The sequence below is a fragment of the Algoriphagus antarcticus genome (assembly GCF_002150685.1).
GTDB lineage: Bacteria > Bacteroidota > Bacteroidia > Cytophagales > Cyclobacteriaceae > Algoriphagus > Algoriphagus antarcticus.
Genome location: NZ_MSSW01000040.1, coordinates 54,337 through 79,487 on the forward strand (window position 1 = coordinate 54,337; position 25,151 = coordinate 79,487).

23 protein-coding genes are annotated in these 25,151 nt (G+C 40.6%); 14 read left to right on the forward strand and 9 right to left on the reverse strand.

Annotated features, from left to right (window positions below):
• The first annotated feature begins 219 nt into the window (after nucleotides 1-219).
• The 3 genes from BVH04_RS13605 to BVH04_RS13615 all read left to right on the forward strand — a co-directional run bounded on the left by BVH04_RS13605 (nucleotide 220) and on the right by BVH04_RS13615 (nucleotide 3,954).
• A complete protein-coding gene (locus BVH04_RS13605) occupies nucleotides 220-1,512 on the forward strand; it encodes an acetyl-CoA hydrolase/transferase family protein (protein WP_086542022.1) in 1,293 nt (430 codons plus the stop codon).
• Between the two features lie 230 nt (nucleotides 1,513-1,742).
• Nucleotides 1,743-3,089 (forward strand): sugar porter family MFS transporter, encoded by a 1,347-nt coding sequence (locus BVH04_RS13610; RefSeq protein ID WP_086542023.1) that lies wholly within the window; start codon nucleotides 1,743-1,745, stop codon nucleotides 3,087-3,089.
• Entirely contained in the window at nucleotides 3,079-3,954 is an 876-nt protein-coding gene (locus BVH04_RS13615) for a PfkB family carbohydrate kinase (protein ID WP_086542024.1), read from the forward strand. Before BVH04_RS13610 ends, BVH04_RS13615 begins: the two co-directional genes overlap by 11 nt.
• Before the next feature lie 93 nt (nucleotides 3,955-4,047).
• Here the strand turns inward: BVH04_RS13615 and BVH04_RS13620 are convergent, their stop codons facing one another.
• From BVH04_RS13620 to rsmA, 7 genes are all read right to left on the reverse strand, one after another.
• Entirely contained in the window at nucleotides 4,048-4,446 is a 399-nt protein-coding gene (locus BVH04_RS13620) for an HIT family protein (RefSeq protein ID WP_086542025.1), read from the reverse strand.
• A 40-nt stretch (nucleotides 4,447-4,486) separates the two neighbouring features.
• Nucleotides 4,487-4,960: a transcription elongation factor GreA gene (gene greA / locus BVH04_RS13625; protein WP_086542026.1), complete on the reverse strand. Its 474-nt coding sequence runs from the start codon at nucleotides 4,958-4,960 to the stop codon at nucleotides 4,487-4,489.
• Between the two features lie 218 nt (nucleotides 4,961-5,178).
• A complete protein-coding gene (locus BVH04_RS13630; RefSeq protein ID WP_086542027.1) occupies nucleotides 5,179-5,889 on the reverse strand; it encodes a DUF421 domain-containing protein in 711 nt (236 codons plus the stop codon).
• A gap of 194 nt (nucleotides 5,890-6,083) precedes the next feature.
• Nucleotides 6,084-6,467 carry a hypothetical protein gene (locus BVH04_RS13635; RefSeq protein WP_086542028.1) on the reverse strand — a complete coding sequence of 128 codons (384 nt, stop codon included), beginning with the start codon at nucleotides 6,465-6,467 and terminating at the stop codon, nucleotides 6,084-6,086.
• Between the two features lie 485 nt (nucleotides 6,468-6,952).
• Nucleotides 6,953-7,888 carry an NAD(P)-dependent oxidoreductase gene (locus BVH04_RS13640; RefSeq protein ID WP_086542029.1) on the reverse strand — a complete coding sequence of 312 codons (936 nt, stop codon included), beginning with the start codon at nucleotides 7,886-7,888 and terminating at the stop codon, nucleotides 6,953-6,955.
• Nucleotides 7,889-7,901: 13 nt separating this feature from the next.
• Nucleotides 7,902-9,269 carry a magnesium transporter gene (gene mgtE / locus BVH04_RS13645; RefSeq protein ID WP_086542030.1) on the reverse strand — a complete coding sequence of 456 codons (1,368 nt, stop codon included), beginning with the start codon at nucleotides 9,267-9,269 and terminating at the stop codon, nucleotides 7,902-7,904.
• A complete protein-coding gene (gene rsmA, locus BVH04_RS13650; protein ID WP_086542031.1) occupies nucleotides 9,256-10,041 on the reverse strand; it encodes a 16S rRNA (adenine(1518)-N(6)/adenine(1519)-N(6))-dimethyltransferase RsmA in 786 nt (261 codons plus the stop codon). The genes mgtE and rsmA overlap by 14 nt, the downstream gene beginning before the upstream one ends.
• A 119-nt stretch (nucleotides 10,042-10,160) precedes the next feature.
• Between rsmA and pdxA the strand changes: the two genes are divergently transcribed.
• The 7 genes from pdxA to accC all read left to right on the forward strand — a co-directional run bounded on the left by pdxA (nucleotide 10,161) and on the right by accC (nucleotide 15,919).
• Nucleotides 10,161-11,183: a 4-hydroxythreonine-4-phosphate dehydrogenase PdxA gene (gene pdxA / locus BVH04_RS13655; protein ID WP_086542032.1), complete on the forward strand. Its 1,023-nt coding sequence runs from the start codon at nucleotides 10,161-10,163 to the stop codon at nucleotides 11,181-11,183.
• Nucleotides 11,184-11,292: 109 nt separating this feature from the next.
• Complete coding sequence (locus tag BVH04_RS13660; RefSeq protein WP_086542033.1) at nucleotides 11,293-11,862, forward strand: YceD family protein; 570 nt, start codon at nucleotides 11,293-11,295, stop codon at nucleotides 11,860-11,862.
• Between the two features lie 18 nt (nucleotides 11,863-11,880).
• Nucleotides 11,881-12,072, forward strand: coding sequence for a 50S ribosomal protein L32 (gene rpmF / locus BVH04_RS13665; RefSeq protein WP_057938136.1), 192 nt, complete (start codon nucleotides 11,881-11,883; stop codon nucleotides 12,070-12,072).
• Between the two features lie 232 nt (nucleotides 12,073-12,304).
• Nucleotides 12,305-13,303, forward strand: a complete 999-nt coding sequence (locus BVH04_RS13670; protein ID WP_086542034.1) for a beta-ketoacyl-ACP synthase III — start codon at nucleotides 12,305-12,307, stop codon at nucleotides 13,301-13,303.
• 122 nt (nucleotides 13,304-13,425) lie between these two features.
• Entirely contained in the window at nucleotides 13,426-13,989 is a 564-nt protein-coding gene (gene efp, locus BVH04_RS13675) for an elongation factor P (protein WP_086542035.1), read from the forward strand.
• 97 nt (nucleotides 13,990-14,086) lie between these two features.
• A complete protein-coding gene (accB, locus tag BVH04_RS13680) occupies nucleotides 14,087-14,545 on the forward strand; it encodes an acetyl-CoA carboxylase biotin carboxyl carrier protein (protein WP_086542036.1) in 459 nt (152 codons plus the stop codon).
• A gap of 24 nt (nucleotides 14,546-14,569) precedes the next feature.
• Nucleotides 14,570-15,919, forward strand: a complete 1,350-nt coding sequence (gene accC / locus BVH04_RS13685; RefSeq protein WP_086542037.1) for an acetyl-CoA carboxylase biotin carboxylase subunit — start codon at nucleotides 14,570-14,572, stop codon at nucleotides 15,917-15,919.
• A 122-nt stretch (nucleotides 15,920-16,041) separates the two neighbouring features.
• Here the strand turns inward: accC and BVH04_RS13690 are convergent, their stop codons facing one another.
• Nucleotides 16,042-16,416 (reverse strand): hypothetical protein, encoded by a 375-nt coding sequence (locus BVH04_RS13690; protein ID WP_086542038.1) that lies wholly within the window; start codon nucleotides 16,414-16,416, stop codon nucleotides 16,042-16,044.
• A gap of 440 nt (nucleotides 16,417-16,856) precedes the next feature.
• On the opposite strand from BVH04_RS13690, the gene BVH04_RS13695 reads away from it, so the two are divergent.
• The 3 genes from BVH04_RS13695 to BVH04_RS13705 are packed head-to-tail and all read left to right on the forward strand — an operon-like array spanning nucleotide 16,857 to nucleotide 22,764.
• On the forward strand, nucleotides 16,857-19,169 hold the full coding sequence (locus BVH04_RS13695; protein WP_086542039.1) for a PSD1 and planctomycete cytochrome C domain-containing protein: 2,313 nt from the start codon (nucleotides 16,857-16,859) through the stop codon (nucleotides 19,167-19,169).
• A 1-nt stretch (nucleotide 19,170) separates the two neighbouring features.
• Nucleotides 19,171-20,625, forward strand: coding sequence for a DUF1501 domain-containing protein (locus BVH04_RS13700; protein WP_086542040.1), 1,455 nt, complete (start codon nucleotides 19,171-19,173; stop codon nucleotides 20,623-20,625).
• Nucleotides 20,626-20,631: 6 nt separating this feature from the next.
• Nucleotides 20,632-22,764: a c-type cytochrome domain-containing protein gene (locus BVH04_RS13705; protein ID WP_086542041.1), complete on the forward strand. Its 2,133-nt coding sequence runs from the start codon at nucleotides 20,632-20,634 to the stop codon at nucleotides 22,762-22,764.
• 162 nt (nucleotides 22,765-22,926) lie between these two features.
• Here BVH04_RS13705 and BVH04_RS13710 read toward each other — a convergent pair whose 3' ends face one another.
• The gene (locus BVH04_RS13710; protein WP_086542042.1) at nucleotides 22,927-23,811 is read right to left on the reverse strand and encodes a PPK2 family polyphosphate kinase; all 885 of its coding nucleotides are present in this window, start codon (nucleotides 23,809-23,811) and stop codon (nucleotides 22,927-22,929) included.
• A gap of 116 nt (nucleotides 23,812-23,927) precedes the next feature.
• Here BVH04_RS13710 and BVH04_RS13715 point away from each other — a divergent pair, with 116 nt between their 5' ends.
• A complete protein-coding gene (locus tag BVH04_RS13715; RefSeq protein ID WP_086542043.1) occupies nucleotides 23,928-25,073 on the forward strand; it encodes an acyltransferase family protein in 1,146 nt (381 codons plus the stop codon).
• Nucleotides 25,074-25,151: the final 78 nt, after the last annotated feature.

Here is a 25,151-nt window from a genome sequence, read left to right on the forward strand (position 1 = left end):
AGTTTTCTGTTTTATGGCCAAATGGATTTATAATTTTCCAGCTGCCCAGAACACAAATATAGTAATTATAAAGGCGCTCCACTTTCGCTATTACATGAAAAACAAAATATAATTTGGCTTTTTAACAAAGGGATTCTGACTCTTAGCCCCCTTTCACAAGAATTTTTCCGAACTTTAACGTTCTGATTAAAATCTCCTTTAATCAAAATTATCTCCGATATGATTAATTATGTCACGCCAGAAGTAGCTGTTTCTTCTATCCAGAGCCATCAAAGAGTTTTCATCCATGGCAGTGCTGCTACACCGACTACCCTACTTTATGCTTTGGCAGCTAGAAAAGACGAACTCAAAGATGTGGAAATAGTCGCCATCACAACCTTAGGTGACATGCCGCTGGTATCAGATGAGTGTAAGGACAGCTTTTATATGAATTCTCTCTTTGTGTCTCAGAATGTAAGAGCAGCGGTCAACTCAGAACATGGAGGCTATGTTCCAATTTTTCTCAGTGAAATTGGTCACTTGTTCAGAAAGAATATCTTGTCAATTGATGTGGCCATAGTGCAGGTTTCTGAGCCAGATATGCATGGGTTTTGTTCATTGGGGACTTCTGTAGACGTGGCCAAACCTGCAGTGGAAACTTCCCGGACTATCATAGCTCAAGTCAATAAGCAAATGCCGAGAACACATGGAGATGGACAAATCCATATTTCAAAGTTTCATGCTGCAATTCATGTGAATGAGCCTCTTCCAGAAGTAGACTACAGTGAAAAGATAACTGATATAGAACGTCAAATAGGTAACCATTGCGCTTCTCTCATTGAAGATCGATCCACGCTTCAAATGGGTATTGGAGCTATTCCGGATGCAGTACTCGACTCCCTGAAGCATCATAAGGACCTGGGTATTCATACCGAGATGTTCTCAAATGGTATCTTGGGGCTTCTCAGATCTGGAGCGATCACCAATAAATACAAGAAAAAACATCCAGGGAAAATTGTATCCGCTTTCGTCACAGGCACCAAGGAATTATATGACACCATAGATGACAATCCTGAGTTCTCTTTCCATGAAGCTGCTTATGTCAATGACACTGCGGTCATTCGTAAGAATCCCAAAGTAATCTCTATCAATAGCTGTGTTGAAATGGATTTGACCGGGCAAGTTTGTGCAGATTCTATTGGAAGCTACCAATACTCAGGTGTGGGTGGACAAATGGACTTTATGCGTGGCGCTTCACTTTCAGAAGGAGGCAAGCCAATTATGGCCATGACCTCCTCTACTCGAAAAGGAACTTCCAAAATAGTCCCTTTCCTGAAAGAAGGCGCTGGAGTAGTCACCACGAGAGCACACATGCAATACGTAGTCACCGAATACGGAATGGTCAATCTTTATGGAAAAAACCTGCGTCAGCGCGCTTATGAGCTGATGCGAATCGCTCATCCCGACCATAGGGAAACACTTGAAAAAGCCATTGTAGAGAGATTTGGCAGTTTTATCTATCCATTTAGATAAAAAGATTATAGGTAACGATGCAAGCAGTCAACATCTGTCTAGTAAACTGGTTAGAAGACTGAAGTGACTTTAAATACAGAGTTAGACTAATCTTAACCAAGTTTGTCTTTTGTACAAGGATAAAAACCGCAAATACATATCAGATAAAATCCAGGCAAATTGATACTTTGAGTTTTGATTTATTCTGCTTCTCTATAGATTAGCAAATAATTATTAACCCAAAAGATCTAATGTCCTCTAAACGGTACGCTTTTTTCCTCTCAATCACAGCCGCTTTGGGCGGCTTTTTATTTGGATTCGATACTGCAGTAATATCGGGAGCTGAGCGAGCTATCCAGGATGTCTGGAAATTAAATGACCTCATGCATGGTCTTGCTATCGCAATGGCACTTTACGGTACCGTATTCGGAGCATTATTCGGAGGAATTCCCGCAGATAAATTTGGTAGGAAAAAAAGTTTACTCTGGATTGGAGCACTGTATCTGATCTCAGCTATAGGTTCAGGAATGGCTCCAGATGAGTATTCATTTATGTTTTTTAGATTTATCGGGGGATTAGGAGTGGGCGCTTCTTCTGTGGTTGCACCCATGTATATCTCAGAAATCGCACCTGCCAAAAACAGAGGCTTACTCGTAGCGCTTTATCAATTCAATATCGTCTTCGGTATTCTGATGGCCTATTTATCAAACTATCTGATTGGCACAGCTGGTATAGCAAACGACTGGCGCTGGATGCTTGGAATGGAAGCAGTTCCTGCTTTGATTTATACCGTGATGATTTTCAGAATACCGGAAAGCCCCCGCTGGCTTATTGCTAAGTTCAACGACCAATTCACAGCGAGAGAAATTCTCACCAGAACTGATCCAGAGGGAGTAGATGAAGCTATTCGATTGGCAATTATTGAAGAACAAACCATCAAGCAAAAAGGTAGCTTCGCAGCTTTGTTCAGTAAAGCTTTTTTGTCTACAACCATGTTGGCCATTTTCATTGCTTTTTTCAACCAAGTATCTGGTATCAATGCAATAATCTATTTTGCTCCAAGAATCTTTGAAATGGCAGGCATATCAACGGAATCAGCGCTTTTCTCCACCATTGGAATAGGCGTGGTGAATCTGCTTGCGACATTCGTAGGATTGTATCTGATAGATAGAATTGGTAGAAAAAAATTAATGTACATAGGATCAGTTGGATACATCATTTCTCTTTCTCTCATGGCTTACAATTTCCTTGTGGGAGGAATCGATAATTTCTGGCTTCCGATATTTGTCTTTGCATTTATAGCATCTCATGCGGTGGGTCAGGGAGCCGTGATTTGGGTATTTATTTCTGAGGTGTTTCCTAATGAACTCCGTGCTTATGGACAATCCATCGGCAGTTTTACACATTGGATTTTAGCTGCTTTAATTGCTAACGTCTTCCCTTATTTTGCCAATCAATTTGGACCAGGATACATCTTTGCGTTCTTCGCTTTGATGATGGTCTGGCAGTTACTTTGGGTGAAATATAAGATGCCAGAAACCAAGGGCCGATCATTAGAAGAAATTCAACAAGACCTACATAACACCAATGCCGCATAACGTAGTCATATTCGGAGAGATGCTTTGGGATTGCATGCCTTCTGGCGCTGTGCCGGGCGGAGCACCTATGAACGTCACACTTAATCTCCACCAACTGGGATTGAATTCCAGACTGATTTCTGCAATAGGAAATGACAAAGATGGCCAGAAGCTCATCGAATTTTTACAGACATTTGACCTTCCGGTGGACTTGGTTCAGATTAATCAGGAGCATGAAACATCAACAGTTTTGGTGAATGACGATGATCCAGAAAACATCAAGTACACAGTCGTATCTCCTGTCGCGTGGGATTTCATCCAGTGGAATACTGACATGGATGAAGCCGTTAAAACATCAGATGCATTTGTATTTGGTACGCTAGGCGTGCGTAATATAAAAAGTCTAACAACCCTGCTTAAATTACTTCATCATAAAACTTTACGCATATTTGACGCGAACTTTCGTCCTCCATTTTATGATTTTGAGATCATAGAGAGCTTGCTGGGTTTTACAGATATTCTAAAAATCAACGAGGATGAATTAGAGATTTTCGCGGACTATTTTGATATAGAACCAAGTGTAAAAAGCGTTTGTGGCTATCTTGATCAGCACTATCAAATGGATTTGATCTGTGTGACGCAAGGTTCAAAAGGCGCATTAATCTATAAAGGCGGAAATATAATCTCTCATGAAGGATTTAAAGTAAAAGTAGCTGACAGCATTGGTGCAGGAGACGCATTTCTCAGCGGCTTTATCAAAACCTTTTTAGAAAACCAACCTCTTGATAAAGTTCTCGACTTCGCATGTAAACTTGGCGCTTTCGTGGCAAGCAAAAAAGGTGGGACACCGAGGTATGGGATTGGAGATGTCAATTCTTTGAATTGAACTTTACTAGGTATTTGTAAAAAGTAAATTTTGTAAAGTAACAGGTATACGCTACCTCATTCAATACACTTTTTACCACTTACTGTTTACTTGTTACAATCCAAAACCTCCTCTGATCTTCTCAGCTATCTCCGCCAATTCCTCATTACTAAGCTTCAGTTTTGGACGGTTGAAATTGATATCATCCATGGTTTTCAGAGGAACTAGGTGCACATGTACATGGGGAACTTCAAGTCCAATGACAGCTACACCGATTCGTGTAGATTTAATCGTTTTGTCCATGGCTTTGGCCACTTGCTGCGCAAAAAGATGTAGCCCGGAAAGAGCCTCTGGCTCCAAATCAAAAATGTAATCGACTTCTTGCTTGGGAACAACTAGCACATGTCCTTTGACCAAAGGCATGATATCTAAAAAAGCAATGTGATTTTCATCCTCCGCAACGATGTGACCTGGGATTTCTCTGTTGATGATTTTCGTGAAAATTGAAGCCATAATCTGTAAAATAAAAATCCCGGCAAAAGCCGGGATTGGTTTAGAATGTAATGTCTAATATTTCGAATTGAAGTGTTCCTGCTGGGGCTACTACTTCAGCTATTTCACCTACTTTTTTTCCGATGAGTCCTTTTCCAAACGGAGAAGCAAGCGAGATCTTTCCTGCTTTCAAATCAGCCTCTTCTTCGGAAACCAATGTGTAGGTGACAGTCATGCCGTTCTTGATATTTTTGATCTTCACAGTGGTTAAGATCCCAACTTTGGAAGTATCCAATTGAGAGCTATCCAGGATCCGTGCATTTCCCACTACCGCTTCCAATTTTGCAATCTTAAGCTCCAAGTGACCTTGCGCATCCTTCGCAGCGTCATATTCTGCATTCTCGCTCAGATCGCCTTTGTCTCTTGCTTCAGCGATCTGGTTAGAAATATCAGTTCTCCCTTTAGTTCTGAGCATTTGAAGTTCGTCCTTCAATCGCTTCAAACCTTCTTCAGTATAGTATTGTATTGTTCCCATATTCTACTCTTAGTAAAAGCCACAAAAACAAAGTAACGGTCGCAAGACGGGACCGTTACCTTGTTAATAGCTTGTATTTGATTGCCAAAGATAACAAAGCTTTGAAACAAAGCAAAGCTCGGTTTTCAATCTTCTTTCTTTCTACCTGACTGTTAAATGTTTTAAAATTGAATGTGATGATGGACAAAATAGCGCCTCAAATGATTGACAAGTCAAATTCAGGTCAATCTAATTTTTCTACTAGCCACGAGCCATTCATTTTCTCCGCAAATCTCACAAGGTCTAAAGCTTTGAATATCTAGTTTAGAATCTCCACAATGTTTACAACTGTAAACTTCCCCTTTTTCAAATTCTTTAACTGGAAGATCGTAGATATCTGGCAGAATTGGTAAACCTGGGATAACTTTATCGTCTGGATAATAAAAAACACTCAGATCTCCTGATGTCTCCAGGTAAGCACATTCTACCTGTCCCAGATGTGATACGCTTTGTTGTCGGAGCTGAGAAAATAGCTCGTCGTATGCCAATGATTCTTTTCTAAAGGATTTGTAAAGAATCTTACCATTCTCTACCAATTTCACTGGTTTTCCTTCAACAAATTTTTCTACTTTTTCAAATCTACCTGTTAAAAAGGTTATCAGCTTGTAGAGACTAATGACTATTACAAAGACTAATATTGCGGGAAGTAGAGCCACATCTTCGTAAAACATGGGATCACCGGCAGCAGAGCCTAATGATATAATTATTGCCAATTCAAAAACAGACAGTTGCTTAATTCCTCGCTTACCGGATAATCTTAGTACAACCAGTACTAGGAAAAACATTACAGTAGTTCGGAGAAGTACTTCTGCCAAAAATGTGTAAGGAATATCTTCGCCAATCAGAAGACGGTTTAAGTTAAAAAGATCAAGTGATTCCTTGGATTCCATAGCTATGTTCAAAAATGAAACGATGGCGCCCCCTCGCGACTGTGGCTTTTGATACCCTACAATTAGCTGTAGAATAAATTTTGGGTTTACTTTCTAGCCTTTTGTAGTTCTTGACGAACATGGTCTATAAATCAAGTAAGCTTGTATTAACCAATAGCCGGTCAAGGGAGGCATCATCGCCTGTCTATTAGTATTTAATCTGTTGATTTAATTTTACCATCTTCATCATAGATCATGGTAACCGACTGTTCACCTTTAGTCATGAAAGTGACTTCATAATAAGTGATCCCATTCTCCTCAAACATTCTTTTATTGGTGATTTCATCGGCTGAAATCGCGTCGTCCATTTCTATCACCTGAAGAATAGTGGGCGGAAGTTGGATAGTAGTAGATTGGTCCATCGCCCCTGAAAGAAGCGTGCCGTCCCGCTTTACCATGTTGGTATCATTTTCATGCATAGCTCCGCTCATTTCATTTTGCGCTTCTATGCTTTCCTCATTTGCATTGTCTGACTTTTCACCACAGGAGAAAGTCAAGACTGCAAGAGTGGCAAGACTAAAAATTAGTTGCTTTTTCATAGTTGATGTAGTTTTCAAAGTAGATAAACTTGATATTGAATTTTAAAATCAAAATACCGCCCAATTCTTTTTAATCTACAATTTGAAAGCTAAAATGAAATTCAGAACATATCGGGTTAAGATTTGGGTTTTAAAATACCTTATAAAATGAGGCAGATTCGCAGTTCTACTCCACGTGAACCCAGATATTTTCAGTGGATTTATTGAAAAATATTGATTTCTTAAAAAATAAACTCTCAATGATTTTACCAAAATGAATTCGTCACAGGTGAGGATAAACCATGTTCAAAGCACTCACTATGCGCTTTTTATTTCCCAAAATGCGGACTCACCACATTTACCTAAAGTTTAAAAGTTGATTTGCCAATTGGAGAAATCAAACATTCATGATTCTTAATATATGAAACGAAGACGATGATGCGTAAAATAGTAGTAGCTGCATACTCCGTGAAAACCACTGCGTTCTTTATTGCTAAATGAAAATACTAAAGGTCTTTAAATGCCTTTTTGATCCTTTTGGCTAAAACTTTATTAATCTTTTCGTAAGATTCATACGTCCAGCCAGCCACATGGGGACTAAATAATACATTATCGCGTGCTGCCAGTTTCCCAAATTCTGCTTTTTGTTCTGGGCTGAACTTCTCAAACTTTTCATTTTCCAAAACATCCAACAATGCTCCTCGCAAAATTCCTTGATCCAAAGCTTCATTCAAGGTCTTAAAACTGATCACTTCTCCTCTAGCCGTATTGATTAGCCAGAAGGGCTTGGCGAAACTTCTGAGTTCTTTAAGTGTAAAAAAATCACGAGTTTCCGGAGTTAGCGGTACATGAATACTCAAAATATCTGCTTCTGCTTTCAGCTTTTCCCACATCACTTCTCGGACGAGTTCATCTCCAAAATCCATCTTGTATTTGTCGTAGGCCAGCACATCAACCTTAAAGCCTTGAAGTCTGTGGGCAAACGACTTCCCCATATTCCCAAAACCCATGATACCAACCGTTTTGCCTGCCAGTTCATGACCACGATTACCCTCACGATCCCAAATGCCTTTCCGCACTTCATGGTCCGCTTTTCCTAACTTATTAAATAGCGCCAAAAGCATCCCAACAGCATGTTCTGCCACTGCATCGCGATTTCCTTTTGCGGCATGAAAAAGCTTGATGTCCTTTTCAGCCATATATTCCAAATCAATCTTGTCCAGTCCAGCTCCTGCCCTGCCGATAAACTTTAATTTAGTGGCGCGCTCCAAAAGATCTCTATCCATCGGAGTCTTTGATCTAATAATAAGTCCATCAAAGTCTGCTACTATTGCTATGATTTCATCTCTTGTGATTTCTGGCGAGTAGATGACTTCATGCCCTTCTTTTTGCAGCATAGGCATGATACTTTGGTGCATCTCGTCAATGATAAGAATCTTCATTTTTCTCAAAGAATTAAATATGTAGTAAAGACATGGCGACGAAAAAATAAACAGCAAGGCCTATCAAATCATTTGCAGTGGTGATAAATGGCCCGGAAGCCAAGGCAGGATTCACCCCAAATTTATCCAAAACTATAGGTGTAATAGTCCCCATAAATGAGGAAAGCAAAACAACAGAAAATAAGGCTATAGAAACGACCAAGGCAAATGCAACCTCATTGTCATAGATCAGGACCACCACAGCAAAAACGAAAGTGGCCAAAATCAACCCATTCAGCATCGCAACGAGCAACACCTTAATAAAACGCTTGGCTAAGGAATCATCAAAGATTGACTTATTTGCCAAAGACTGAACGACCAGCGAGGATGATTGAATACCTACATTCCCGCCGGTAGCCGTAATCAACGGAATAAAGAATGCCAATGCTGTCACTTTGCTTAGCCCCTCTTCGAAGAAGCCAATAAATCCTGCTCCCAACAAACCGCCACAAATACCAATCAGCAGCCAAGGAAGTCTGGCTTTAGTAAGTTTGATGACACTATCGTACTCATCCACCGTATCAGAAATACCCGTCATAGCCTGGATATCTTCCTCAGCTTCCTCACGGATTACATCCAAGATATCATCGACGGTGATTCTCCCTACCAATTTATTTTTGGCATTGATCACAGGCACAGATTCCAAATCGTACTTACGCATGATCTCAGCCACCTCTTCCTGGTCCATGTGAGTAGGCACAGAGATCACCTCTTCTTCATAGATATCTTCAATCTTCGTTTCTTCAGATGCAAGGACAATGCGCTTCAGGGACACGATTCCCATCAACTGCTGTCGATTGTTGACCACGAAAATTGAATAAATCTTACTTACATTTTCTGCCTGACGACGGATCTCATTGATCGTCTGTACGACATTCCAGTTTTTATTGGCGCGGATGTATTCTTTCGCCATGATCCCGCCCGCGGTGTCTTCATCGTAGCGAAGAAGTTCGAGGATTTGGTCGGATTTTACTTTATCCTGAAAATGACTTATGATATCTTCTCTTTCTCTTTCCAAAAAAAGATTGAGTATATCTGCTCCATCATCGGAATCCATCAGCTCAATCAGATTAGCCATTTCTTGAACTTCCAATTCCTTCAATACTCTGTGCTGAGTAGTGGCTTCCAACTCAATGATTATATCAGCTGCTAACTGCGCATCCAATACCCGAAGTACAAAAATGGATTCCTCCATGGATAACTCGTCGAGCAGCGCCGCGATATCAGCCACATTCACTCCGTCAAATGATTCCTGAATGAAGTTCAAATCCTGCGATTCGATTGCCTGCTGTAAACTTTCTAGGTATTCTTTCGAAAGTTCAAACTGCTTAATGATTTCCACGGGAGGCTTCGATTGTCTGGGTTAGAAATATAAAATCTGCTACGTCCAATTGCTCGGCACGCAAATCCAAAATCGGATTTGAATTAAAGTCAGCAGGAAGGTTAAATGGTTTCATACAGTTACGAAGGGTTTTTCTCCTATTTCCAAAACCAGCTTTCACCACCTGTTTAAAGAGTTTTTCGTTGCAAGCCAAATTTTCCGTTGCATTCCGTGTGAGTCGGATTACGCCAGAATTAACTCTTGGAGGAGGGTCAAATACATGAGGAGGCACGGTAAATAAATATTCTATGTCATAGAAGGCTTGCAAAAGGACAGACAGTATTCCGTAGTCCTTATTTCCTTTTGGAGAAGCAATACGCTCAGCTACTTCTTTCTGTAGCATGCAGACCACTTCAGTTACCTGGTCTTTTACTTCCAGTACTTTGAAGAAAATCTGCGAGGAAATATTGTAAGGGAAATTGCCAATAATGGCAAACTTGTCATGGAATGCGTCCGAAAGATCCATTTTCAAAAAGTCCCCTTCAATGATTTTATCCCCTAATTCAGGATATTTTTTATGTAGGTAAGCAATAGATTCCTTGTCGATATCGATGAGATACAAATCTAGATTTCCCTTCAAAAGGAAATCAGTAAGCACTCCCATACCTGGCCCGATTTCAAGGACTTTGGTTACTTCATGATGTCCTTTGACCGCCTGCGCTATTTGCTCCGCAATACTTAAATCGGTCAAAAAATGTTGTCCCAAGTGTTTCTTGGCTTTGACCTTTTCCATCGGTTAGCTCAGATTATTTTTTATAAATTGCAGCCTAAAATTAAGACAATAATTCTAAAGGACTAGCTTAGATGCGGTAGCATTACCATTCCAATCGGCAAATCCAACTTACACCCTATATGCATCAACGAAAGATCAAACCCATTATCGGAATAAGCATCGGCGACATCAACGGCATAGGTCCTGAGGTAACTATGAAAGCTTTGCTCGACAATAGAACGTACAAGTCATTCACGCCACTGATCTATGGCCATGGTAAAGCGTTGACTTTCTACAGAAAGCAGTTAGGCATGGATGATTTCAATTTTGCGCAGATCAGAAGCATAGACGAAATCCAGCACAAGCGCATCAATGTAATCAATGTGAGTGAAGAATGCCCGGAAGTCATCCCTGGGGCGGAAACACAAGAAGCAGGGAAATTCGCTTTGGAAACGCTGAAAATAGCCGTAAATGATCTGAAAGAAGGAAAGATCCAAGCTTTGGTTACTGCCCCACTGAATAAAAACAATGTGAATTCTGAGGAACTTCACTTTGTAGGCCATACAGAATTCATTACAAATGAAGTAGGAGCTAAAGAAAGTCTAATGCTGATGGTATCGGAGCAGTTGCGCGTAGGATTAGTGACGGGTCATCTGCCGTTGGCAAAAGTGGCTGAAAATGTCACGGAAGAGCTAATTATTCAAAAAGCTAACATACTTCTGAAAAGCCTCAAAAAAGACTTTGGCATCAATAAGCCAAAAATTGCAATCTTGGCATTGAACCCACATGCCGGAGAAGATGGTCTTTTAGGCGAAGAGGAGGAGAAAATCATCAAGCCTGCGATTCATGCGCTGAAGGATCAGAACAAATTTGTGTTTGGGCCCTACCCTGCTGATGGATTCTTCGGAATGGCTCACCAAACCAAATTTGATGGGGTTTTGGCAATGTATCATGACCAAGGTTTGGTACCTTTCAAATCCATAGCTTTCAGTACTGGCGTAAACTTCACTGCTGGCTTACCTGTAGTAAGAACTTCGCCTGATCACGGAACAGCTTATAATATAGCAGGCAAAAATGTGGCAGACGAAGGCTCGATGCGAGCTGCAATTTTCTTAGCATCAGACATTATTGAACTACACAACCCACAAGAATCGGAGGATTGAGAAGGAAAAAGAGAGATTTATTAATTGAAACCAAAGATTATTTCAAAATCTCTTTCATCCTTTTATAAAAATTCACTATTTTTGCGGTCTTAAATCGAGAGGAGGAATCGTGAAATTCTGGAGAACATTTGATATCGAGGTGATTAAGTTCCTCGAAGGCATCCACGAAATTGACTTCGAAATTGGAGATTCATTTTTCCAACAATTCGAAGACAACGAACTTGTCAAAAAAGGCAATTTGATCGTACGGATCAAAATGAAAGTCGGAGCAAACGTAATTGAAATGGATTTTCATATTGCAGGTAAAGTCACCTTGACTTGCGATCGAAGTCTTGAGCCTTTTGAACAGCCTTTGGACTTTCATGAAAAGATGCTTTACAAGTTCGGTGCGGAAGAAAAAGAAATCGATGAGAACGTCATGATGATCACTCGGGATACCCCGAAAGTCAATGTGGGTCAGTTGATTTACGAATTTATTTTGTTGGCATTACCAGCAAAGAAAATTCACCCTGATTACAGAAATGAAATGGATGATGAGGAATACGAAGGAGAAGGAATCTACGCTTACATAGATGGGCAAGATTCGGATAATCCTGAAGGTGATTCAGAATCCGATGAAAATAATGAAGCAGTCGATCCTAGATGGGATCTTTTAAAAAAGTTAAAAAACAAGGAATAATCATAAACCACGCATAAAATGGCACATCCTAAACGAAAAATTTCGAAAACCAGAAGAGATAAAAGAAGAACTCATTACAAGTTGGAGGCTCCAGGTTTGGCGAAATGTCCTACCACGGGCGAAATGCACTTACCACACAGAGCTTTCTGGTTGGACGGTAAATTGTACTACAAAGGACAAGTTATCATCGAGAAAGAAATCTTGGCTTAATCATTCATCTGAATTTGATATAAATCCATTCGCTAATTGCGGATGGATTTTTTTGTTTATTGGGCCCAATCCAAACCGCTTGTCTATCAAGCCTATTACTTTCCATTGATGGATTTCTTTTGGTAGAGAATGACAATTGTAATATTTTTGCCTTCCTTACAGGATAGAACACATCCATAACATACAGCTTGAGATGATAATGATTTGATCATCTTAACTTAAACCCAGCAAAATGGACAAACTCAGAGCCATGATCACCGGAATACAAGGTTACGTTCCGGAATACAGGTTGACTAATAAAGAACTTGAGAAGCTCGTAGATACAAATGATGAGTGGATCGTCTCAAGAACAGGAATAAAAGAAAGAAGAATACTTAAAGGAGAAGACCAAGGCAGTTCAGTAATGGGAGCCGAAGCAGTAAAAGGTCTTCTGGAAAAGACAGGAGTTGATCCTTTAGATGTAGATTTGATTATCTGCGCTACTGTGACTCCTGACATGCCTTTTCCTGCCACCGCAAATATCATTGCAGATCTTGTGGGTGCCAAGAATAGCTACAGCTTCGATATAGGAGCAGCTTGTTCCGGCTTTTTATTTGCTCTTCAGATAGGTAACCAATTCATACAAACTGGAACACATAAGAAAGTAATCATAGTAGGCGCAGATAAAATGTCCTCTATCGTAGATTATACAGATCGCGCTACGTGTATACTTTTCGGAGATGGAGCGGGCGCAGTTATGCTTGAGCCTACCACGGAAGATCTTGGAATCATCGATGCAATCCTGAAATCTGATGGATCAGGAACCCCATATTTACATATGAAAGCTGGTGGAAGTCGCAGACCTGCAACACACGAAACTATCGATTCAAAAGAACATTATGCATTTCAGGAAGGCTCCACAGTATTTAAATTCGCTGTTACCAATATGGCCGACGTAAGTGCTGAAATCATGCATAAAAATGGGTTGACTGGTGATGATATAGCTTGGCTAGTACCTCATCAAGCCAATCTTCGCATCATAAACGCAACCGCCAACCGCATGGGAATCGGATCTGATAAAGTGATGATGAACATAGAAAAATATGGAAACACCACTGCTGCCACCATCCCTCTTTGCCTTTGGGACTACGAAAGCCAATTGAAAAAAGGTGACAATTTAGTGCTTGCTTCTTTTGGAGGTGGTTTTACATGGGGCTCTATTCTCCTCAAGTGGGGCTACGATCCGAAATAAGTTCTTAAGAAATCGAGCATGAATCAAGAGACACACAGAGTGATGATTGTTTTACATGCGAGATTCCATATGACCTCTGAAAAACGATAATAAACAGATGAAAATAATACGATAATTATATTATGGCTAGTACTGCAGATTTTAAAAACGGACTTTGTCTGGTAATGAATAATGACATTTACTCTATCGTTGAGTTTCAGCATGTCAAACCTGGAAAAGGCCCTGCATTTGTCAGAACCAAAATGAAGGGAATTACTTCTGGAAAAACACTGGATAAGACTTTCAACGCTGGAGAGAAAATAGAAACTGCTAGAGTGGAGAAAAGACCACATCAGTTTTTATACGCTGATGACATGGGCTACAACTTCATGGACACCACTACTTTTGAGCAAATTTCTATTGAAGAAAAACTGATCGAAAGAGCAAATCTTCTGAAAGACGGACAGCTTTGTGATATTTTGATTCATGACGAAACTGAAACTCCTCTTTCCGTAGAACTTCCTCCTTTCGTGGAATTGATGATTACTTACACAGAGCCCGGCATCAAGGGCGATACGGCTACCAATGCATTAAAACCAGCTATCGTAGAGACCGGAGCCACTGTGATGGTGCCGCTTTTCGTAGAGCAAGACATCCTAATCAAGGTTGATACCCGCGATGGTTCCTACTCAGAAAGAGTAAAATAACTTAGTTAAGCTGTGTGATTTCATTAAATTACACAGCTTTATTGTTTTAAAACCCATTTACAAAAACTGCCTTTTGGCACCCTTAAATAATAGACCTATGAAAGCAAAAGAGATTCAGGAGTTGATCGATTACATCTCTAATTCTGGTTTGGCGGAAGTTAAAATCAAAACTGACGAGTTTGAACTTTCTATTAAAAAATATGCAGAATCTTCTGCACCTAGAATGGTAGAAATGACTCAAACTGCACCCGCTATTCCGGCACCTGCTCCAGCAGCAGCACCTGCAACGCCAGCGGAATCAACACCTTCTAATTTAGTGGAGATCAAATCCCCAATGATCGGCACGTTCTATATGACATCAAGTCCAGATGCAGATCCTTTTGTATCTGTTGGAGATTCTATCAAAACTGGTGAGACTGTTTGTATCATTGAAGCTATGAAGCTTTTCAATGAGATCGAATCTGAGATTTCTGGTAAAATCGTCAAGATATTGGTGACTAATTCTACCCCGGTAGAATACGATCAGCCTTTATTCCTTGTAGATCCAGCAGGTTAATTTTTTTACTAAAAATAAATAGCTGTGTTTAAAAAAATACTTATCGCCAACAGAGGTGAAATTGCCCTTAGGATCATCCGTACTTGTAAGGAGATGGGGATAGAGACTGTGGCCGTTTATTCCACTGCAGACAAAGATAGTTTGCATGTCAGATTTGCTGATGAAGCCGTCTGTATAGGTCCTGCTCCCAGTCGTGATTCTTACCTTAACATCCCACGAATCATTGCCGCTGCAGAAATCACAAACGCTGATGCTATTCATCCTGGGTACGGTTTCCTTTCCGAAAATGCGGAATTCTCTAAAATCTGTGAAGAATACGGAATCAAATTCATAGGTGCAAGCCCTGAAATGATCAACCAAATGGGTGACAAGGCTACTGCAAAAGCTACTATGAAAGCTGCTGGAGTGCCCACAATCCCAGGTTCTGAAGGTATTTTAGATTCTATGGAGCAAGGCATCAAGCTTGCCAATGAGATGGGATATCCTGTCATCCTAAAGGCTACTGCCGGTGGTGGTGGTCGAGGAATGCGGATAGTGAAAGAGCAAGCTGGTTTCAAAAAAGCGTGGGATGATGCAAGAATGGAATCAGCTGCGGCTTTTGGCAACGATGCCTTGTATCTTGAGAAATATGTAGAAGAACCTCGACACATTGAGATTCAGATCATCGGGGACAAAAATGGAAAAGCGTGCCACCTTTCTGAACGCGATTGCTCCATCCAGAGAAGACATCAGAAACTGATAGAAGAAACCCCATCCCCGTTCATCACGGATGAACTTCGTGAAGAAATGGGAAAAGCTGCCATAAAAGGCGCTGAAGCAATTGGATACGAAGGTGCTGGTACAGTAGAATTCCTAGTCGATAAACATCGCAACTTCTTCTTCATGGAAATGAATACTCGTATTCAAGTGGAGCATCCGATTACTGAAGAAGTTACTGATTTTGACTTGATCAAAGAGCAAATCAAAGTTGCGGCAGGCGAGACTATTTCCGGAAGAAATTATTATCCTAAGCTATTCGCTATGGAATGTAGAATCAATGCGGAAGATCCTATGCATGGCTTCAGACCGAGCCCGGGAAAAATTCAAAATTTACATATCCCCGGTGGACGTGGCGTAAGAATTGATTCCCATGTTTACGCTGGTTATGTGATTCCACCGAATTACGATTCTATGATTGCCAAGCTGATTGTCAGTGGCCAATCAAGAGAAGAAGTGATTGTGAGAATGAAAAGAGCCTTGGAAGAATTTGTAATAGACGGTGTGAAAACCACTATTCCTTTCCATATCGCACTGTTAGAGAATGAGCAATTCAAGGCCGGAAACTTCACTACGAGTTTTCTCGATACGTTTGATTTCTCTGTGATAAAAGGGTAAATATCAATTTAAAAAATATGAAAAGCCGTTCCATCAGGAATGGCTTTTTGCTTTTTAGAGATTATCCTGCCCCAATTCACTATAAACATCCACCAAAATAATAATAATTCCCACGGTAGCTGCTACACCCAATCCAAGAGTCCAAGCCAGAGTAGCTCCAACACTTTTTCGTTTGACCTTGATAAAATCAATTTGATCCAAGGGGATAAGGATGTGTTCAGGCTCACCAAGTTTTCGACCTTGATCTTTCCGTAAATCTCCTGAGAGATGCCCTTGCCCACTCCAGAATAAACCAAGAATTTAACGCTTTTATCTATTCCTGTTATTTTTAGTTGATCCCCCACAAGTAAATTTTGAAGTCCTGGTATTTTATCTGCCAGCTCCGGTGATTTTATAGGGTACTTTGGATTAAGATTATTGGGATTTCGATATGCCTTGCAGGAGGCTAATAAAGAAAAAGCAATAATTAAAGCGAAAAGTGAAACTAAATTTTTCATATTTAATTTTGTGATTATATGGAATCGTGTCAGTAGAAAATTTATAGGATCGAAAATCCAAAGACACATTAAATTCTGGTTTACTCCGGTGGCCTGCCTCGCCGTGGCGGGTCTTCCAACCCATTAACGAAAGAGAATTCGCTTACTGGCAGAATAGCGTACATACAGATTTAATTTTATAGTTATATGCTGTCAATCAGGTACTTATAATGTCGTTTGAAAATTTAAAACATAATTATTTAAATCCTGTTATAAGATAATTTAAAAAATCAAAAGTAGTTTTTTTCAAAAATAACAGAACAATCTTTTATTATTTAATATTTTAACCTAAGTTTTGATCCTTTGATCAAAAAAATACAGCTAAATTTCAATCTGTCTGATGGATTTTCTTCAGATTATAGCTAGTTTGGGAAAGATTTCAATTTTACCCAGAACCCAAAATGGCAGCTTCTAAACTCCTACGATATTTCATTCTATGTAGCATTTGCACGCTAGCATATAGCTGCACCATGCAGCAAAAAGATGAAGTGGAATTGTCAGACATCGAGCAAATAAGTTACAACTTCCATATCCGTCCAATTCTTTCTGACAAATGCTTTGCCTGCCATGGACCGGATGCAAATAAAAGAGAATCCGAATTACGATTGGATACCGAAACTGGTGCTTATGCTGCGCTAAAGGATAATCCCAACCAGTTTGTGATCAAACCAGGCAACCTAGAGGAATCTACAGTTTATCATAGAATTACTTCCGAAGATCCCGGTGAACTGATGCCACCTCCGGAATCCAATCTTTCTTTATCGAATACAGAAATACAACTGATCAAAAAGTGGATTGAGCAGGGAGCTAAGTATGAACCTCACTGGGCTTTTGTAAAAGCAGAAAAATCACAGCTTCCAAAAGAAACTGACTGGACTATCAATGAAATAGACCGCTTCGCTTTGAAGAAAATGACTGAAAAAGGTCTTCAGCCAAATCCAGAAGCTAAACCGTATGAATTGATCAAAAGAGCAAGTCTCGATCTTACAGGTCTTCCTCCTAGCCCTGAAGTTTTGGATAGGTTTGGTGATTTCTCGGGAGAACTTACTTATGCCGATTTACTCGATGGATTGCTGGGTGATCCAGGATTTGGGGAGAAAATGGCAATTCTTTGGATGGATATCTCCCGATATTCTGATAGTTATGGCTATCAAGACGACAACATCAGAACGCAGTGGCCATATCGGGATTGGGTAATTCATGCCTTCAATGAAAATCTTCCTTATGATCAATTTCTCACTTGGCAACTAGCCGGGGATCTTTTGCCTGATGCAAGCAAAGAACAAATTTTGGCGACAGCCTTCAATAGAAATCATAAATACACAGAAGAAGGTGGAGTAATCGACGAGGAGTACAGAATCGAATATGTGCTTGACAAAACGAATACGGTAAGCAAAGGGCTTTTGGGAATCACTATGGAGTGTGCCCAGTGTCATGATCATAAGTATGATCCATTCTCACAGAAAGAATATTACGAGATGTTTGCCTTTTTTAATAATACTCCTGAAAAAGGATATCAAGGCGATGTGTCACAATCTAAGCCTGCCAAAACTCCAATTCTTTGGGTAGATCAGGAAGATCTTTCTGGGGTTATGAGTTTTATCAACTATGCTGACACCTCCAAATTGAGTATTTCTGTAATGGGAGAATTGGATGAGCAGCGCCCTACCTACATTCTAGATCGCGGAGTGTATGATGCTCCGACCACGGAAGTTGAGCCTTCCACTCCTTCTTCCATTTTGGAGTTTCCAGCAGATTTGGAAAAGAACCGTCTGGGTCTGGCCAAATGGGTTACTGCCAGAGAAAACCCTTTGACAGCCAGAGTATTTGTAAATCTGATGTGGCAGGAGATATTCGGCCAAGGCATAGTCAAATCTGCCGGTGACTTTGGTATGCAGGGAGATCTTCCTACGCATCCCGAATTGTTGGATTGGCTGGCAGTTGATTTTATGGAAAATGGTTGGGATATCAAGCGTCTGATGAAGCAAATCTTAAGTTCGGCTACCTATAAACAGTCCGCAGTGATCACCGACCAACACCTCAATACTGATCCTGCTAATTTGTACTTATCCAGAGCTTCCCGCTTACGACTTCCTGCTGAAAATATTCAGGATCTAGTGCTTGCCAGCAGTGGCTTGCTTGTGAGAAAGCTAGGTGGGCCCAGTGTGAAACCATATATGCCAGAAGGAATTTGGGAAGCAGCCACTTCAGGAAGAGGGGTATTAGCGACTTATATTCAGGACAAAGGGGACAAGCTGTACAGAAGAGGTTTGTACAATTTTATCAAACTAACAGTGCCACCACCGAAAGCTATCATCTTTGATTCCAGTAATAGAGATCGATGTGAGATTGGCAGAAGCAGGACCAACACCCCGCTTCAGGCACTTGTGATGATGAATGATCCGATGATTCTGGAAGCTTCTCGGGTCTTAGCAGGCAAAATGTGGGATGAAAATAAGGATGAAGAGAAAGCGATTTCTACTTCATTCAAGCGAATAGTTTGTAGAGATATGAGTAGTGAAGAAAAGTCTATCCTACTCTCCTACTATCAAGATCAATTAGAAAGATTTAGAAAAAATCCGGAGCAGGTTCTGCCTACGTTGAGTGTAGGGGAATTTCCTCTGGAAGAAAAAAACATTAATCCAGAAACTGCCGCTCTCATGCAAGTGATTGTGAGCATTTACAATCTGGAAGAAACGATTACCAAAAGCTGACATGGAAAAGGAAATATTAGAAGAAGGACTCAATCACAATCGGAGGAAATTTCTATCCAGATTAAGCCTGGGTGTAGGAAGTCTAGCACTGGGTTCTCTCCTGGTTCCTGATCTCTTTTCTGGAAAAGCTGGAGCTGAAGAAGCCATGATGAATGCGCTTCCGCATTTCGCTCCTAAAGCCAAAAGAATCATCTATCTTTTTCAGAATGGCGCTCCAAGTCAACTGGAATCATTTGATTACAAACCCCTTTTAAATAAAAGGATGGGAGAAGAACTCCCCGAATCTATTCGTGGTACGCAGCGACTTACCGGAATGACTGCTGGTCAATCCTCCTTTCCTTTGGTAGGATCCCATTACAAATTTAATCAGTACGGGGAGTCGCGAGCCTGGATATCAGAGGTTTTTCCACATACCGCTGGAATAGTTGATGACATCTGCATTGTGAAATCCATGCACACAGATGCGATCAACCATGACCCCGCACTTACCTTCTTTCAGACAGGAGCGCAAGTAGGAAATCGTCCGAGTATGGGCTCTTGGCTGAGCTATGGCTTGGGAAGTGAAAACAGTAATCTACCTGCATTTTCTGTTCTTCTTAGTCGAGGCAGAGGAAATGGTCAGGGTGTTTATTCTAAACTTTGGAGCAATGGATTTCTAGAGGCAACCCACCAAGGTGTACAGTTTTCGAATTCGGAGGATCCTGTGCTATATCTCAAAGATCCAGAATCTATGAGCCGTGAAGAGCGAAGGAAAATGATAGATCAGATCGCTGCAATGAATGACTTGAGCATGCAGCAATTCAATGATCCGGAGATTTCTGCGAAAGTAAAGCAGTACGAGATGGCCTACCGCATGCAAACAGCCGTCCCTGAAATGACGGATATTTCAAAGGAACCGGAAAGTATAATCAAACTTTACGGGCCTGATTGCCTAGTTCCAGGCACTTATGCGGCAAATTGTCTTTTGGCCAGAAAACTATCTGAAAGTGGCGTTCGTTTCGTTCAGCTCTACCATCAAGGATGGGATCAGCACGGTAATTTGCCGAATGAAATGCGACTTCAGGCCGAAGACGTGGATCAGGCTTCAGCAGCGTTGATTACTGATTTGAAGCAAAGAGGCTTGCTCGATGAGACTTTAGTTATCTGGGGTGGAGAATTTGGAAGAACAAATTATTGCCAAGGAAAAATAGTAGTTGACAATTACGGTCGTGATCATCACCCTCGTGCATTCTCCATCTGGATGGCAGGTGGCGGAGTGAAATCTGGAATGGTCTATGGCGAGACAGATGAATTTGGCTACAACATCACTGAAAATCCAGTACATGTGCATGATTTCCAAGCGACAGTCCTTCACCTGATGGGAATAGATCACGAGCGTATGACATATAAGCACCTCGGCAGAAGATATCGCCTAACTGATGTCTCTGGTAAAGTAGTAAAAGACTTAATTGCTTAAGCCTATATGCTCAAGATTTCTTCGATCAGATCTTTTCTGGAAAGCACCCTTTTTGTCTGGATAGGTCTTACCCTCATTATCACTTTAGCAGGAAATACTCTGGTTTTGCCCGATTGGCTTCAGGTCGTCGGTAGAAGTCATCCGATCCTATTACACTTTCCTATTGTGCTACTCTTGATGGGCTTGCTCTTTTTTTGGATTCCAGGTATTGACAAAAAGCCAGAGATTAGAGAAATAGGAGAAATAAGTTTTCTAGCAGGCTGCAATTTCGCAGGAATTACTGTGCTGGCTGGGTTGATTTTGGCGCAAGAAGAATACACTGGTGAGATCTTGACCTGGCACAAATGGGCAGGTCTGGTAGTTTTCGGAGGTTGTGTAATTCTCTATTTTTTCAGAGCAATGCAAGCCAAAGTCATTCGGATATCCAGTGTCGTGCTAGCAGGAGCAATAATCGCAACCGGACATTGGGGAGCGGGATTGACTCATGGAGAAGATTTTCTTCTGGCACCCATCCAATCAAATAATATTGAAGTAGTCCCTTTGGCTGAAGCTGAAATATTTGGCGATGTAGTGCTGCCTATATTGGAGGCAAAATGTATCAGTTGCCACAAAGAGGGGAAGATAAAAGGAGAGCTAAGAATGGATCATATCGAAGGCTTGCAAAAAGGCGGGAAGTCTGGGCCATTTGTACTTGCGGGAGATTTTGAAAAATCGCTTCTCATACAGCGAATCAATCTTCCTTTAGACGAAAAAAAGCACATGCCACCAAAGAATAAGGCTCAATTGACTGATGAGGAACTTTTGATCTTGAGTGAGTGGGTTGCCTCCGGAGCTAGTTTTGAGCAAAAACTGGTTACCCTACCTGCGAAAAACGAGTTGTATCAATTGGCTTCTGTGAAGTTTGAAGGAAATAAAATTTATTCCTTTGATGCTGCTGATCAAGATGATATCACTGAGTTAAACACTTCCTTTCGCTCGGTTCAACCCCTCTTTCCTGAATCTCCAGCATTGGATGTTTCTTATTTTGGTATTTCAGCGTTTCCACCTGAGTCACTTTCTGACCTGAAAATGGTCAATGACCAAATTGTGCAATTTAGTCTGAGCAAGATGCCTCTAGCTGGAATTGATCTCAAGTTTTTAAAGGATTTCAAACACTTGGAAGAACTTCAATTAAACTTTACAGAGTTGGATGCTGATCAGCTGAAAGTGATTTCTGAACTGAATACCCTCGAAGTTTTGGCCATTTCTGGAAATGAGATTGATTCAGAATCACTCCAAAATCTCGCTAAAATGAAATCGCTTAAAAAGCTGTATCTATGGCAGACAGGATTGAGCGACCCAGATCAGAAAAGTATTCAAAAGTCACTATCGACGACTGAGATAGACTTTGGTTTTGATGGAAAAGGAATTATATATGAGCTGAATAGCCCAGCCATTTCCCAAGCGGAATTGATCTATCAAGACAGTTTGGAACTTACCCTTTCCCACCCGATCAAAACCGCTGAGATTCGCTACACTCTGGATGGCACAGAGCCAGATAGCATATCAAGTGCTGTTTACTCAGCACCTATATTTGTCAAAAACACTGGAAAAATAGTAGCTAAGGCGTATGCTGCAGACTGGAAAGGCTCTAAAGCAATTGAAGCAGTTTTTATGCATTCTGGAATTACGCCCTCTAAATTTTCGCTAGTCTATGAGCCAAATTCAAAGTACAAGGCATCAGGTGCCGCCACGCTTTTTGATTTGGAAAAGGCTAAAACGCCGAATCTTGGAGAAAAATGGCTGGGATTTCAAGATGAGCCTATGGTGTTGGAAGTAGGCTTTGAGAAAAATGCAGACAAACCTAAAGATGTTTCAATTAGCCTGCTTTACAGTGAAGGCTCACATATTTTCCCGCCTTCAAAAGTATCCATTCAAGGTTTGGAAAATGGAAAGTGGAATCAATTGGCGAGTACAATTCCTACACCTTCCACTAAAGCATCCTCAGCCCGATCTGAATTGTTAAACTTTGAACTTGCAAATACGAATTATGATAAGCTAAAAATCACACTAACCCCACTTGCTCATTTGCCTAAGTGGCATCCTGGTGCGGGAGGTAAGGGGTGGGTATTTGTGGATGAGGTGATTTTTAATAAGTAATAGGATTATCTTCTACTTTACCATTAACCTTCTTTGCTTTGACAGACCAAAGACCGCAGAACGAAGTGGCTAAATGCTTTATTTCAGCAAATTCTAGTACGCTTTTATATCTTTACTGGTAGAAAAGCGGTTACACATAATAAGTAAATTACATCGTCTAAATCAATCCTCGGTTTTACTCAGTATCTCCTTATACATTTCGATATTCTCTTTTACTTTTTCGTCAAGTTCTGGCTCTTGGATATCTTTGATAGAATTCATCTTATCCAAAATCGCTTTGGCTACTAAAACACGAGCAGCTTCTTTATTATCTGATGGAATCACAAACCATGGAGCATGTGTTTTGGAGGTTTTATTAATCGCATCTTCATAACACCTCTGATAATCATCCCATCTATCCCGCTCTTTTAGATCTCCAGGCGAAAACTTCCAATTGTGTTTTTCCTTATTGAGCCTACGTAGCAATCGCTGTCTTTGCTCCTCTTTACCGAGATGCAAAAAGAATTTTAGGATGATCGTACCATTATCAGAGATTTGCTTTTCGAAATTATTGATCTGCTCAAATCGTTTATCCCAAAAATCGAGTGTGATATCATCTAACGAATTGATTCCTGGGATATTTTCTCCCAAAATATACTCAGGATGCACTCGGGTCACCAATACATTCTCGTAATGCGTACGATTGAAAACTCCATATTTACCTCGCTGCGGCAAGGCTACGATATGCCGCCACAGGTAATCATGCTGAAGCTCCAATTTGGAAGGAGTTTTGAAACTATGAACTACCACTCCACGAGGGTTGAATTCTTTAAAAACCTCACGAATCAAGCTATCCTTCCCAGCCGTGTCCATTCCCTGCAAACATATCAGAACGCTATATTTATTATGTGCATACATAATATCTTGATGATCACTGAGTTTTTCTCTTATCTTATTCAGTTCTTTCTCCTTCTTTTTTTCCGATGCTTCCAAGTCTATTGAAGTAGGTATCTCTTTTAGAGAAATAGTCTTAGTCACTTTAAAGTCATCGATGGAAATATTTTTCATGCGTTTTATGATTTTGAATGGATAAAAAGTATGTTTTCAAGTAAAGAACAAGATAATATTTTATCTTAACCCAACAGAAAAACCCCTTCTTTTAACTTCATTCCCCCAACCTTAAAATGACCCAAAATTCTATCTCACCAGGTATAACTAATCGTTACCTGGCTCTAGACGTGTTACGCGGATTGACGATTGCCTTTATGATAATAGTCAATACAGCAGGCGACTGGAGCAATTTGTTTGCGCCGCTTGCTCATGCATCCTGGCATGGCTTCACTCCCACTGACTTGGTTTTCCCCACATTTCTATTTGTAGTTGGGAATGCGATGAGTTTTTCTATGAAAAAGCTCGAGCAAATGTCTAGCGCTGAGTTTTTCAAAAAAGTTGGAAAGAGAACGATACTTATATTCCTGATCGGCTGGCTACTTAATGCTTTTCCTTTTTATCACATCTCAGATTCAGGAGCTATCAGCTTTATAGACCTAACTGAAGTTCGCCTTTTTGGCGTATTGCAGCGAATTGCGCTTTGCTACTTCTTTGGAGCAATTGTTTTGTACTATGGAGGAATCAAAGGAGCATGGATATTCAGTGCGATCGCTCTCTTGGGTTATTGGGCCATCATGTATTTCTTTGGTGATGCAGCCGATCCTTACAGCCTCACAGGAAATGCTGCTATCAAACTAGACCTGGCGCTAATAGGCCCGGAAAGAATGTACGGAGGCGAGGGAATCCCATTTGATCCCGAAGGGATTTTAAGCACTTTACCTGGAATCGTAAATGTAATCGCAGGCTACCTAGCCGGGAAAATGATTCAAAAGTTGGGTAACACAATGCAGTCTGTGAAAAAACTCATTGCTATAGGATTGGTTTTAATCATTGTAAGCTACCTATGGGATATAGTTTTCCCAATCAATAAAAAGATATGGACAAGCTCATACGTTTTACTCACCACAGGTATTGACCTATTCTTACTTGCTCTTCTGGTTGGTGTGATAGAAATCAAAAACTGGAAAGGCTGGACATACTTCTTTGAGGTTTTTGGTAGAAATCCACTCATTCTATACATTTTATCAGGCTTAGTTGTAACTCTTTTATCCATGATTCCTGTTGGGGACACAACGCTTAAAGGTTTCATTTATGCTAATTTCTATAAGAGTTGGCTGGCTCCTAAAACTGCCTCCTTCCTATTCGCATTTAGCTACATGCTAGTTATTTGGCTGATTGGACTTTGGATGGACAAAAAGAAAATCTACATCAAAGTGTAAATAATGTATTTGATTATCCATAATGATCCCATTATCGATAATCTCTACGATATACATGCTGGAAGACCGGGGACCCAC